Source organism: Vibrio sp. R10-SG3-ISO10, from assembly GCF_059834185.1.
Window position 1 is genome coordinate 99,927 of sequence record NZ_JCBDHG010000025.1, and the last position, 13,351, is coordinate 113,277.

At 35.1% G+C, this 13,351-nt stretch carries 11 protein-coding genes; all 11 read left to right on the plus strand.

Annotated features, from left to right (window positions below; genetic code table 11):
- Positions 1-4: 4 nt before the first annotated feature.
- The 11 genes from AC6R16_RS21385 (at position 5) to AC6R16_RS21435 (ending at position 13,349) form a co-directional block, all read left to right on the plus strand.
- Positions 5-964: a GDP-mannose 4,6-dehydratase gene (locus AC6R16_RS21385; protein WP_500675666.1), complete on the plus strand. Its 960-nt coding sequence runs from the start codon at positions 5-7 to the stop codon at positions 962-964.
- Positions 957-2,015, plus strand: coding sequence for a glycosyltransferase family 4 protein (locus AC6R16_RS21390; RefSeq protein WP_500675667.1), 1,059 nt, complete (start codon positions 957-959; stop codon positions 2,013-2,015). Before AC6R16_RS21385 ends, AC6R16_RS21390 begins: the two co-directional genes overlap by 8 nt.
- Positions 2,016-2,046: 31 nt before the next feature.
- Positions 2,047-3,228: a glycosyltransferase gene (locus AC6R16_RS21395; protein WP_500675668.1), complete on the plus strand. Its 1,182-nt coding sequence runs from the start codon at positions 2,047-2,049 to the stop codon at positions 3,226-3,228.
- Positions 3,229-3,291: 63 nt separating this feature from the next.
- Complete coding sequence (locus AC6R16_RS21400; RefSeq protein ID WP_500675669.1) at positions 3,292-4,011, plus strand: class I SAM-dependent methyltransferase; 720 nt, start codon at positions 3,292-3,294, stop codon at positions 4,009-4,011.
- A 203-nt stretch (positions 4,012-4,214) separates the two neighbouring features.
- Positions 4,215-6,044, plus strand: a complete 1,830-nt coding sequence (locus AC6R16_RS21405) for a hypothetical protein (RefSeq protein WP_500675670.1) — start codon at positions 4,215-4,217, stop codon at positions 6,042-6,044.
- Positions 6,028-7,098, plus strand: coding sequence for a glycosyltransferase (locus tag AC6R16_RS21410; RefSeq protein WP_500675671.1), 1,071 nt, complete (start codon positions 6,028-6,030; stop codon positions 7,096-7,098). The genes AC6R16_RS21405 and AC6R16_RS21410 overlap by 17 nt, the downstream gene beginning before the upstream one ends.
- Positions 7,070-8,338 (plus strand): hypothetical protein, encoded by a 1,269-nt coding sequence (locus tag AC6R16_RS21415; RefSeq protein ID WP_500675672.1) that lies wholly within the window; start codon positions 7,070-7,072, stop codon positions 8,336-8,338. Before AC6R16_RS21410 ends, AC6R16_RS21415 begins: the two co-directional genes overlap by 29 nt.
- 13 nt (positions 8,339-8,351) lie before the next feature.
- Positions 8,352-9,581, plus strand: a complete 1,230-nt coding sequence (locus AC6R16_RS21420) for a flippase (RefSeq protein ID WP_500675673.1) — start codon at positions 8,352-8,354, stop codon at positions 9,579-9,581.
- Positions 9,582-9,945: 364 nt separating this feature from the next.
- Positions 9,946-10,782 carry a hypothetical protein gene (locus tag AC6R16_RS21425; RefSeq protein ID WP_500675674.1) on the plus strand — a complete coding sequence of 279 codons (837 nt, stop codon included), beginning with the start codon at positions 9,946-9,948 and terminating at the stop codon, positions 10,780-10,782.
- An 11-nt stretch (positions 10,783-10,793) separates the two neighbouring features.
- Complete coding sequence (locus AC6R16_RS21430) at positions 10,794-12,728, plus strand: hypothetical protein (RefSeq protein WP_500675675.1); 1,935 nt, start codon at positions 10,794-10,796, stop codon at positions 12,726-12,728.
- Between the two features lie 6 nt (positions 12,729-12,734).
- Positions 12,735-13,349, plus strand: a complete 615-nt coding sequence (locus AC6R16_RS21435) for a class I SAM-dependent methyltransferase (RefSeq protein WP_500675676.1) — start codon at positions 12,735-12,737, stop codon at positions 13,347-13,349.
- Positions 13,350-13,351 lie beyond the last annotated feature (2 nt).

The window sequence follows — 13,351 nt, forward strand, 5'->3', positions numbered from 1 at the left end:
ATTTATGAAAACAGCAATTGTAACTGGAGTTACAGGTCAAGATGGCGCATACCTTAGTCAGCTCCTTATAAAGAATAACTATAAAGTTATAGGGTTGCTAAGAAATAAAGAACTTAAAAACGTTAGAAAACTCGATTATCTTAATATTACAGGAGACATAGTTTTTGATTCATGTGACTTGTGTAATCTTCAAGAAGTTATTGGTTTTATTAATAAATATGACCCTGACGAAGTGTATAACTTAGCTGCTCAAAGCTCAGTAGGCCTTTCATTTCAGAATCCGATTGACACACTTCATTTTAATATATTGTCAACAACGAATATTTTAGAAGCTATAAAGATAGTTGATGACAAAATTAAATATTATCAAGCGTCTAGCAGTGAAATGTTTGGTAGTGCAAACGACTTACCACTTATTGAGTCTTCAATTTTTCATCCAGTGAGCCCTTACGGAATTTCTAAGGCCGCTGCTCACTGGATTACCGTAAACTATAGGGAGTCTTTTGGCTTATTTGCAACTTCAGGAATTTTATTCAATCACGAGTCAGTTTTAAGGGGGGATAATTTCATTGTAAAGAAAATAATTAAAACCGCTTTAAATATAAAAAATGGTAGAGAGAAAGTATTAGAAGTTGGGAATATTGATATCAAGCGTGACTTTGGTTGGGCTCCTAAATATGTAGAAGCTATGTTTCTTATGATGCAGCATAAAGTCCCAGATGACTATATTATATCATCTGGTGAGTCGATATCTATTCGAGAAATAATAAATTATATTTTTGATAAACTCTCTATAGACCGGCAAAAAATAAACATCAATCAAGAGTTTTTTAGACCTAATGAAATAGAAGATATTTACGGTGATTCGTCAAAAGCTAGAAACAATCTCGGTTGGGAGTATAACTTGTCAGTTTATGATGTTCTAGACTTACTGCTTGAAGAGGAAATGAGGTTGTATGAATAAAACCTGTTATTTTAATTTAACTACGTATTCATTGACTGGTGGAATCGAAAACTATAATAAAACATTTATTAAGGCTTTAAGTGCCATTGATGGAAATATAACTTCCGTAAGCGTGCATGACAGAGAAGAGAAAGGCAATATACGAGGCGTAGAGTATAAGAATTTTTTTGGTAACAAATACAAAGCGTCAATGTTCGTTTTGTTGAATATCAAAAAGATAGAAAGATTGTATGTTGCACATGTCAACTTACTGCCAATTGCTATGATAGCGAAAATCATTAACCCAAAGGTTGATGTATTTTTGAATGTATATGGTGTAGAGGTTTGGAAGAAATTACCTTTTATAGTGCGGAAGTTTATATCGAGAATTAAGGTTATATCTATCAGTAACTATACGACAAGTAAGCTAGTAGAGTTTAATCATGTAAAAAAAGAGAATGTGTTCTATTTGCCTCCCGACACTAATGCAACTTTAGAGCATGATTCTCATAACGTATATGAAACTGACAAATTTAACCTACTTTCAGTTACTCGATTAGACAGCGTGGACAATTACAAAGGCGTAGATAGTGTAATTTATGCACTCGCTAGGCTTGTTGAAAGTAATCATGATATTAGGTACACGGTTATTGGGAAAGGGGACGACAAGGAAAGGCTAGTTTCATTGGTTAAGTCTCTTCAGCTTGAACGTTTTGTACGCTTTGAAGGCTATGTGGATAGTATTGAGCCTTATTATGAACACTGTGACACATTTATTTTGCCAAGTAAGGGAGAAGGATTTGGCATAGTTTACATTGAAGCAATGAAATATGAAAAGCCATGTATAGCTTGTAATGAAGGTGGGCAAACCGATGTAGTTAAACACAATGAAACGGGGTATCTTTGCACATATGATGATAACGAAGAGATATCAGAATATATTATGAAATTATACAAAGATCGTGAAAGTTGTAAAAAACTGGGCCGTAATGGAAAGTCTCATTACTTAAATAACTTTACATACATGAAGTTCGAAGAGAGGTTAAGAAAAATTGCTTCTCCTTGTCGTTAGAGATCTAAATTAGTGGTTGATTATAATTCTGATGAAAGCTAGAAAGAAATTTTATTATTTTGCTTTACATCCCGTTCACTATCATATTGGTGTTTATAGGGAGTTGGCAAAATTGGATGATATAGAGTTTAAAGTTATATATGAGGATGATATCGGCATTCGACCTACTTTTGACTCTGAGTTTAACACAGAATTAAAATGGGATATCGATCTGGTCGGTGGCTATTCTCACAAATTTCTAAAAAATTTTAGTCGAAACCCACATGGCGGATTTTTTTCTAGAATTAATCCTAGTATTGTTAAGACATTTATTGTAGATAACCCTTCCGTTATCATGCTTAAAGGTTATGTTAATTTCAGCGATTGGCTTGTTATGCTAATGGCAAAGGTGACACGCACCAAAGTGATTTTTAGAGGTGAGGCCACTTTGGATACTCGGACCGGATCGACTAATTTTAAACAAAAAATAAAATATTATTTTCTTAAATACTGGCTGAAGAAATGCGACGCTGTTATGTATACCTGTTCGGGTAATAAACACTATTGGGAACATTATGGAGTGAATCAAGAAAAACTCTATTTTCTTCCTTGTGCTGTAGATAACGAATTTTTCGAGTCTGAGTACAACAGGTTAATTGATAACCGTTTGGGAATTAGAGAAAGCTTGGGTATTAGCCTTGATGATTTTGTTGTCATTTCTGTCTCTAGAATTAATGAGAATAAAAATTTACAGTCACTGGTCGAATCGATAAGCAACATCGAACATAGAAATATTCATCTCTTATTTGTTGGAGATGGACCTGATCGTGAGTACATCGAAGGTAAATGTCGTTCTTTGGGCATTAAGTCTACGTTTGTTGGTTTCAAGAATATAACGGAAGTTTCAAAGTATTATGCTATAGCCGACGTTTTTGTATTACTTTCTAAATACTACGAATATTCACCGAAGTCTTTGAACGAAGCCATGAATTTTGGGTTACCGGTTATTGTAACCTCTCTAGCGGGTACAGCGATAGATCTAGTTAAAGACAATGGATATATAGTAGAACCGACTTCTATTGAGCGAATTTCTAATGCGATTGATTGGTTAAACAAAAATCGATGTGAAGCTAAGGTGATGGGAAGAAAGTCGTCGATACTTGTGGATAGCTGGAATTTTTCATCTGGAGCGAAATCAATTAATCAAGCAATCGACGATGTTTTATCTAGTTAGTTGCTTTGTATATTTGGTGAATAAAAGAATAGTGTCGGCTATAAACAAAATACAGGGGATAAAATGAATAATTGGCAGAAAAAAATATATGATTCATATCAAAGCTCTGGACACTCAAAGTTTATTATGAATGCTAATGAAATGATATCTAATTATTATATTAGTCTAATAAAAAAGCATGTTTCAGATAGTAAGTCAGTAAGAATTCTTGATCTCGGCTGCGGAAATGGATCTCTGATCTATAACTTGAAAAAGCTAGGTTACGACAATGTTGTAGGTGTTGATACTTCTATCGAACAGGTAAATAATGCTAAAAAGTTAGGCCTGAATGAGGTTGTGAACGGGAGTATTGATGATTTTCTATCAAGCACCTCTGAACGTTTTGACTATATATTTATGAACGACATTCTCGAACATATACCTCAAGAAGATGTTATTGACTTACTATCGTCTGTTTTTAACAGGATTAATCCTGGAGGTAAACTTATACTTCATGTACCAAATGCTGAAGGAATCAATGGAATGAGAGTTAGATATGGGGATTTTACACATATATTTTCTTTCACAGTGTCATCAATCACCCAAGTTTTGAGAGTGGCTGGATTTAGTGAAATAAATTGTTTCGAAGAAAAGCCAACATCTATTGGCCTTAAGGGGAAGATAAGATCACTTTTGTGGAGTTTAATGACTGTTCACCGTAGAGCGCTACTGTATGTTGAGTCTGGAAAACAGCAATACATTTTATCGCAAAACCTCTTGGCCGTAGCCCAACGACGATCATAGTGCTTATATCAACCTGCGAGTCTTTTCTCTTTTTGATCTCGAGTTGGTTAGGTACATAACATTAATAAATTTGCTTGCGGCTTACTTTGATATTTTAATTTATAAACCTCATTTATAGATATTTTTGATATGGATTTGAATAATGAAGATAAATTAATGGTGAGTCGATTGTGAATACTTGTTTAAATGTATTTGGTAATTGAATGATTCTGACTAAGTTTATTTTAGGTTTTTTAGGGATATTCCTATCTCCCCAACTTTTGTGTAGAACTTTGATAAAAGGTTGGAATGAAAGTGAGCGATTATCTCTAGGGATAGCATTATCATTCAGTATTTGCTGGCTGTTTTTTCTGACCTCCGAGTTATTTTTGATATCGAATCGTTTTCTTTTTGGATTCTTTGTCTCGATGCTTATGTTTTCAGTTTATCTATGGCTTATTAAGATTGATCAAATTCACAAACTAAGCTTGAAAGATAATGACCAGTCAATGAAGTTATTAATTATATTAACTTTAGTATCTCCTTTGTTTCTATATATAGGTGATATATTTACTGGTGGGGATTCTGTTGTATCTTGGAATCGATGGGCGCAAGAAATGTATGCTGGGGATTGGATACCAGATGGCTCAGCATATCCCGTTTTATTTCCCTCAGTTTGGAGTTTATTATATAAAATTCAAGGAACCTCTGAAGTCTGGTGGACAGTTAAGTTATCAATGTTCGTTGTGCCGATATTTGTCATCTCTCTTCTTGTTAACCTTTGGTTTGAGTTGAGAGATCGAATATTCATCTTTATACTGGTTTTTACATTACCATATATTTATTGGGATCATAGTATATATGGAGATATGGATGTTCCTGTCATGTTAATGGGTCTATCATCTATATCTCTTTTATACGCTGCTATCAAGTATAAAGGTCAAGTCGGTTATGATAGATATATACAGTTATCACTTCTTTTAAGTGGTGTTGCTTCTATCATAAAGCAACCCGGATTGGCATTTTTAGTTTTTTCGATAGCTTTTACGCTTATAAATAGAAGTTGCTTACATAATACTAAAAGAACTTATTTGGTTTTAGGGATTTCTTTGCTGTTTTACACTACGTTTTTGTTTGTTTTCTACCAACACAAAGAGAATCCTGTTGATAACTTGAGTTACCTAAGTCAGTTAACGACTAGATCCGTATTTGAAGGTAAGCATCTTGTTGAAATTATTTTTGATTTACTAAAGAAAATGTTCCTAGTTCCAAGTTCCTCTGCAATTTTTATAGTTTCCCTATATATTGCCTCGATTATGGGGCTTGTATTTAAGTCAAAGTTAGATGCTCCTGTCTTGTATCTGACCAGGCTATCTAGTGCGTTCCTCTTAGTTGGGACTATAGTTTGGATATTTAATTTTTCATATGATTATCGAAATTTATTATGGGTGAAATCATTTGCTATTTTGTCTGGTTCAATTTTTATTGGCCTCGTATCATATGAAGTAGAATTGATAAATAATTTATCTTCAAAGTTTAGTCAATGGCGCAAAAGAGTTATTAGCCATCGTATTAAAGGCTTATCACTTCGAATAAGCCTAAATAAGACTTTACGTATATGTGTTCTTGTTGGGGCTATTACATTGTTTCTTGATGCGATAAACGTTCCAAACCATCAACAAGCTAGATTACAATCTAAAATCGGTCATGCTCAGATAGCTAAGACAGTTAAGAGTCTACTTTTAAATAGTGAAGAGTGTGTGAAATTGGTTACCAATCGCCAATTGTTACAATTCAACTATCATACTAGGCATGTAACGAATAAAATCCTGTCAGGGGGATGGTACGTGAATGAGATGCTTACTTTCTTAGACCACGATTGTGAGCAAGGACGTTACTTTTTATTTGGACCATGGACCAAAACACGCAATAATACTGGATGGGAAAAGGTTGAACCATTGATAGAGTCAAAGCGCATGGTACAGTTAGAGCCTTATGAATGGTTGATTTTTAAAGTACCACCGAGAGACGACATGAATGAGATATCACGATAGCACCTTTGTAATACCAGCATTTAATCCCGACAACATACTCGTAGAATTAATAAAAGAGATTAGAAGTAAGTCCGACTCAAAGATTTTTGTTCTTAACGATGGGAGCCGAACGACTTGTGACAGTATATTTGATGAAATTGCTTCGCTTGAAGATGACCGAGTATTTCTAAGTAGTCACGCTATTAATTTAGGTAAGGGTGCCGCGCTTAAAAATGTATTTAACACGATACTGACCGAACACACTGAAATTGAATACGCTGTTACTTTAGATAGCGATGGTCAGCATTGTATAAACGACTGCTTAAAAGTCTTGGATAGTTTGAAAACAAAGGATGGGCGATTTGTTCTTGGTGCTAGAACATTCAACAGTTCAATCCCTTGGAAGAGTTATATCGGAAACAATATTTCTCGCTTGGTTTATAGGTTCGTTTTAGGTCATAATTTTAAAGATACTCAAACGGGGTTGAGAGGTCTCAACAAATCTTTTATGAAGCAGTGCCTTGAAATCAAATCAAACCGATTCGAGTTCGAAACAGAGCAGCTAGCACTATCAGTAAGAAGCGAAGATATAGTTGAAATACCTATTCAAACTATTTACATCAATGAAAATAGTGCAAGTTCCTTTAGGCCACTCGTAGACTCCTTTAAGATTTACTTCATACTCCTCAGATATGCACTTTCATCTATATTAACGACGCTTGCAGACTTTATGGTATTCATAGCGTCGATCGGACTTGGTTTTGATATATTTTTGTCAAATATGTTTTCTAGAACGGCAGCTATAGGTGTTCAGTTTACGTTATTGAACAAAATCGTCTTTAGAACGAAGCCTACAAAAATGGCGTTTTTCAGCTTTGTTTTATACGTTTATATAATGGGCGGTATTTCGAGTTGGGCACAGATAGGGTTGGTTGAACTATTGAATATATCAGAGGTTTCCTCGAAAATATTAGTAGAAACTACTCTTTTCTTTGTTAATTTTTCATTTTTAAAATTATTTATTTTTAATTCAAAAAAGAGGCTTCGTGAAAAAAGTATTCGCAACTCCAGATAACGGGCACTATTTTTTCGGATATTACGATAAGTCACCTCTAGATTTGCCTAATGATAGGCTCTTAGCTTGTCGTTCTTCCTTTATAGATAGAATGCCTCGAGCCAATGATTCTATCACTATTGGTTATTTTAATTGGAGAGATTCCGGAGATTTTATCAAAGTAGCCACGACCAAGGCATGGAATTGGCAACAGGGCTGTATGTTGCAGTGGCGAAATGGTGAAGGAGACCAAGACGAAATAATGTACAATGACATTCGTGATCACCGATTTGTTACTGTTATTCTGAACTTGGTCACAATGCGCGAAAAGCTTTTGCCTATGGCTTACTATGCATCGGCCCATTCAGGTAAGTTTGTTATGTGTATTGATAACGAACGACATTACTTTCACAGGGACGGATATAATTATCAGGGAATCGAAAATAGTGAAAAGGCTGCTCCATTACTTAGGAGTGATGGTATATGGAAAATTGAAGTTGATACTTGTAAAACTAACAAAATAATAGATTTGGATACCCTGGTTAATCACAAGCCTATTTCTAATATGAAGGGTGCAGTTCATTATGTTGAACACTTAATGTTAAATCCAAGTGACTCTAGGTGTATCTTTATGCATAGATGGAAAACTAAGGAATCCGGCGTTTACTCTAGGCTGTACTCTATTGATATAGATGGCTCAAATTTATATTTACTCAGTGATAGTGGACGAATGAGCCATTACAGTTGGCGTTCAGACAACGAAATTATTGCTTGGGGCGGAGTTTCTAATCCAGTAAATACACTTAGAAAATACAAATCAATCGTAAAATACTTTATAAAGCCGCTTATGCCCCTTTACAAAAAACTCTCCAAAGGGAACTCTGTAGAAGGAAATAGCAAGTTTAGCCGGGCTATCTCGGGTGATAGTTACTTACTTTTTACTGACAAGACAACTAAAGTGAAACGTCTATTCGGTAATATACTAGATAGGGATGGTCATCCGAGTTTTTCTCCTATCAACGATTCTTTGATGGTTACAGATACCTATCCCGATGGAAGTAATGAACACAAGCAGAAGCTATTTTTGGTAGACGCTGATAGAGAAGAATTGAAAAGCACAATTTGTTTGAACCATATCCCCTTCTTGTCCAAAGGTGGAGCTAGATGTGATCTACATCCCAAATGGTCTTTTGATGGTAAGTATGTCTGTGTTGACACTTTAGATCTTGGTTTGAGAAGTATGTACTTATATGAAATTTAAGAGCCTACTTCACTTGAATATTGTAAAAAACTCATTTCTTTCAGTTTTAGATCAGTTGCTTAGTATTGGAATGAGCTTCTTATTGTCGATACTATTTGCTCGATTTCTTGGAGCTGATGCGCTTGGCCAGTATGCTCTTGCTTTATCTATAGTTGGTATTGTCAGCATTTTCACAAATTTTGGAATAATGGCGACGGTAAATAGAGAAGTTGCTAAGAGGGGTAGCAAGCTTCCTTTATATCTAGGGAACGCGTTGAGTGTCAAGTTTTTTATATCTTTTCCTCTTTTGATAGTCGTCATATTAATAACAGTATTTATTTTCAGTTACAACCTAGAAACACAGATGATTATTATAGCATCTGCGGTATATACTACAATTTTGTCATCTATAACTTATGTTAATTCCGCACTAGTATCTATCCATAGGAATGATCTAGTTGCTAAGATTAATGTAATAAATAAGTTAATATGTCTTGTTTTTGCACTGTTCGCACTTAACTTTGGTATTTCGCTGTTTGGGTTGCTCCTTATATTTAGTGTTATATCTTTTTTAGTGTTTGCATTGTCTATTTACTTAGTGAAGAGATTGTATCCTATTTTCACTCTAAGATTCGACAAGCGTTTTAGTAAGGCAATAATTTTCACTTCTCTCCCACTTATAGGAGCTAGTGCGGCTGAGTTTATTAGCCTTAAAGTTGATTCCATTTTCATTAGTGTGTTTTTGGATGAAATACATGTTGGTTACTATACTGCTGCTTTCAACATTCTAATGGGTGCAACATTAGTACCTTTAGCTTTAACACGAGTGTATTTCCCCAACTTTGTTAATCAGTATCATAGTAGTGACAATCGTGGCAAACGCTTGCTATACAGGTATACAGGTTTGTTCTCTTTTTACTCAGTCTGTGTCGGCGCTATCTTTTATTTATTTGCGGAGGATATTATTAGTTTAATATATGGCGGAGGATTTTCTCATTCAATGCCTATATTGGCTGTTTTGTCAGTCGCTGTTATTCTTTTGGTAGTCAATAGGTTGTTTAACTACACTTTGTTGGGTATGAAGCTCAACAAGCAGTACTTCGTAATTACTGTTTTAGGGATGTTGATTAATTTGTGTTTGAATTATTATTTGATCCCAAAATATGGAATAATTGGGGCCGCCTACGCGACTTTATCTTGTGAATTTTTAGTCTTGGTTTTATCATTTATTGTTATTCGAGGCCACATTGATGAACCGGTATAGCATAATACGATACATACTATCACTCTCGTTAATAATGACTCCTGTTTTTTACTACGGAGAGCTAATTACACTACTAAATTATAGAAACATCGAGACTAGTACGGTTTTTTTACAAACTCCTATATACATTAAAGCTTTTAAAGACTTACTAATGATCATGCCTATCCTCATCGCGATTGTTTTTACTATTTACGACTCTAGGATCGAGAAGGCTAAATTGAAGCAACTACTAATACTAGCAGGATTCCTATGTTTCACATGTTTTTCCTTTTTTGAGAATGATAGCTTATACTTGTACATTTCTGGTTTAAGGTGGTTTCTTCCGTTCATTCTTGTGGTAACTCTATATGGAATGCTTGACAGGATGACGATTGGTGTTTTAGCTAAAATATTATCTATGTTATTGATGCTATGCTTTCTATTACAACTATTTCAATTGTTTCATATGGGAAGCTATTATGGAATCGGATTTTTTGGCTTAGCTAGAAGGACTACCGGTTTTTTCTCGATGCCCACTACTCTTGGTTTTTTCGTGATAAGTGCCTTTATGGTTAATTATTACTTTGGTCGTGGTATCTTTCGTAGTATTGCTTTGATTGTAACTCCATTAAGTCTCTTGTTGGCATTTTCTAAAACAGCTATTTTGGTCTTTTTAATTATCAGCTTTTTTATTGTTTTTTATCATAATGCGCGAGTGTTGTCTATTTCTCTGATTATCATATTATTATCTTTCTTTGGTCTTCTCTCTATATATATAGGTGATAGTATAACAGTTTCTTTAGGTAGTAGGATTGAGTTTTTATTAAGGAATATTGAAAGTATAGATATTTTGTCAAGTAATTTTGGAAGTTCAACTAATACATATTTTATTATAAGCGATATTTTCCCCAATTACATGATACCACCTGTCCCATCAGATTCATTTTGGGGTGCGCTACCTGTTAACTTGGGGTTGATTGGAACAGTTTTATTTTTAGTTCTCTACATTATTATGGTTTTTTACTCGTTCATTAGAAAAAATGAGTCATTATCTGTATTTGCTTTGGTTTATGGGTTGTTTTCCTTCACTATAATATTTACGGAAGCCTATCCCATGAATCTTATTTTTAGTGTTTTACTTGCGTATCATTTACAAGAAATGAATAATGGCAATTTTAGTTTAGTAAGTGGGACGTCCACAATTAGGAATTTACCTGTTTAGAGGAGCCACTTATGTGTGGAATTTTTGGTTTAGTAGATAATAACCCTTCCGATAAGAAGTCAACATTAAGTGATATCAGTCGTCTATTCTATTTGTCTGAGAGACGAGGACGCGAAGCTGCAGGTATAGCGGTGGAATCTGGTGACCTGATAGATGTATATAAAGATTCTGTGTCAGCTTCAAGAATGTTGCTAACTCCAGCATATAAAGATTTTATTGGTCGAAATGTCGACCGTGCTATGGCTGAATCTTCTATACGTCTAATAGGCCATACTCGTCTTGTTACAAACGGAATTCAAACAATAGACAAGAATAACCAGCCGATTAAGAAGAATGGCTTGGTCGTTGTTCACAACGGCATTATTACAAATGAAAAAGAAATATGGGAAAGTACTCAAGGAATTGATAAAAATAGTCAAGTTGACTCTGAACTGTTTCCTTCTCTCATCCATAAATATCGTGAAGATGGCTATGATATTGTAGAGTCAGTAAGGAAATGTTTTAATTCTATAAAGGGTGAAGCGTCTATCGCTGTTTTATTCAGTGATCTGGATTTAATGGTTCTAGCAACAAACACTGGCTCTATTTTTACTATTCAGTCAGATACTAAAATGGCTTTTCTTTCCGAAAAATATCTAGCTGAAAATGCAATTCGAGGAAACAACCCAATAGTTAATGTTTCTGGTGAAGTGCGTAATCAGGTACATCAACTAAAATCAGGCAATATGATGTTAGTTAAGCTTTCTACATTGGAAACTGAAACATTTAGTATTGAAGGGAATTACCAAAGTATAAATATAGCGCCATTACTATCTAGGCAAAAAAAAATTGAAGACAAGTTTGAAAAAGACGAGTTGAGGCGGAAATCTCTTCGCCGTTGCACAAGGTGCATTCTTCCAGAAACAATGCCTTTTATCACGTTTGATAGTGAAGGAGTGTGTAATTTTTGTCGAGCTCACAAGCCTAAAGAGTTGCTTGGTCGCGATAAGCTAGAAATTGTCTTGGACCAGCACAGGAGTGATAACGGTGAGGCAGATTGTCTAGTTGCATTTAGTGGAGGAAGAGACAGTAGTTATGGCCTTCACTTAATGAAGAATGAATTCGGAATGAATCCAGTTGCATATACGTATGATTGGGGTATGGTTACTGATATTGCGCGTAGAAATCAAGCTCGAATGTGTGGTCAGTTAGGAGTTGAGCACTTATGGGTATCTGCCGATATCAAGTCTAAACGTAAAAACATTCAACAAAACGTAAAGGCATGGTTAAATAAGCCTGATTTAGGGATGATCCCGCTTTTTATGGCCGGCGACAAGCAGTTTTTTTGGTATGCAAACAAAACAATGGAGCAAACGGGCATTAAGCTAATGGTCTTCTCCCAGAATCATTTCGAAAAAACAAACTTTAAGTCAGGCTTTGCAGGCGCAGCGCCGATAGAGAGACTTGACGGTAAGATTTATAACATAGGCCTGACTAACAAAATGCGTTTAGCCTCCTATTACGGTAGAAACTATCTATGTAATCCTCGCTATATAAACCGCTCCATTTACGATACCCTATGGGCTTACATATCATTCTATTTTATTAAGCAAGACTATCTATATCTGTTTGACTACATTGAATGGAATGAAGATGATTTGAACTCAGAGTTACTTGGCAAGTACGATTGGGAGATAGCTCAGGATACTTCAACAACTTGGCGAATTGGTGATGGAACTGCACCTTTTTATAACTACATATATCACACTGTTACTGGGTTTTCTGAGAATGATACTTTTCGAAGTAACCAGATTCGAGACGGGCACTTGACTAGAGAAAAGGCTTTACGTCTTTCTCATCAAGAGAACATGCCTCGATGGGATTCAATTAGAGAATATTTACAAATGATTGATGTGTCATTTGATGATGCTATTCAAGCCATAGACAATATTAAAAAGTTATATTGAGGATTTATGAAAACTACAATATTTACAGGCAAGTACTCAGCCGATAAGTATCAATCAAAAAACCCAATAGCACGGCACCTCGTAAATAGGTTTATGTCAACAATCGTTGATTTGCTGGAGTATACGACAGGGTTTTCCGAAGTGCATGAAATAGGTTGTGGTGAGGGGCAGCTTAGTGGCTTAATATACCAAAAAGGTTATAAAGTTAAGGGGACAGATATTAGGGAAGAAAGTCTTGAAGTTGCTAGGAATAACTCCCTTCAATATGGGATGGATATTGATTTTATTTTGGGTAGTATTTACGAACTAGAAGAAAAAGACGCTTCAGATATTGTAATGTGCTGCGAAGTACTCGAACACTTGGAAAAACCTTCTTTGGCGTTGGAGAACCTTCAATCCATTACTAAAGAGTATATTATCCTTTCCGTTCCAAGAGAGCCTATCTGGAGACTCATGAATATGGCTAGGGGAAAGTATTGGAGTGGGTTCGGTAATACTCCAGATCATATTCAGCATTGGTCATCTCGTTCATTTATCTCGCTGGTCTCTAACTACTTTGACGTTATCGAAGTAAGGAGACCTTTACCTTGGACCATTTTGTTATGTAAGGTAAGGAAATAGTT

Bases quoted from the DNA above. Each gene is read 5' to 3' on its own strand.
- AC6R16_RS21400 (WP_500675669.1), top strand. From the start codon at position 3,292: ATGAATAATTGGCAGAAAAAAATATATGATTCATATCAAAGCTCTGGA.
- AC6R16_RS21385 (WP_500675666.1), top strand. From the start codon at position 5: ATGAAAACAGCAATTGTAACTGGAGTTACAGGTCAAGATGGCGCATAC.
- AC6R16_RS21410 (WP_500675671.1), top strand. From the start codon at position 6,028: ATGAGATATCACGATAGCACCTTTGTAATACCAGCATTTAATCCCGAC.
- AC6R16_RS21425 (WP_500675674.1), top strand. From the start codon at position 9,946: ATGACGATTGGTGTTTTAGCTAAAATATTATCTATGTTATTGATGCTA.
- AC6R16_RS21405 (WP_500675670.1), top strand. From the start codon at position 4,215: ATGATTCTGACTAAGTTTATTTTAGGTTTTTTAGGGATATTCCTATCT.
- AC6R16_RS21430 (WP_500675675.1), top strand. From the start codon at position 10,794: ATGTGTGGAATTTTTGGTTTAGTAGATAATAACCCTTCCGATAAGAAG.
- AC6R16_RS21395 (WP_500675668.1), top strand. From the start codon at position 2,047: ATGAAAGCTAGAAAGAAATTTTATTATTTTGCTTTACATCCCGTTCAC.
- AC6R16_RS21390 (WP_500675667.1), top strand. From the start codon at position 957: ATGAATAAAACCTGTTATTTTAATTTAACTACGTATTCATTGACTGGT.
- AC6R16_RS21435 (WP_500675676.1), top strand. From the start codon at position 12,735: ATGAAAACTACAATATTTACAGGCAAGTACTCAGCCGATAAGTATCAA.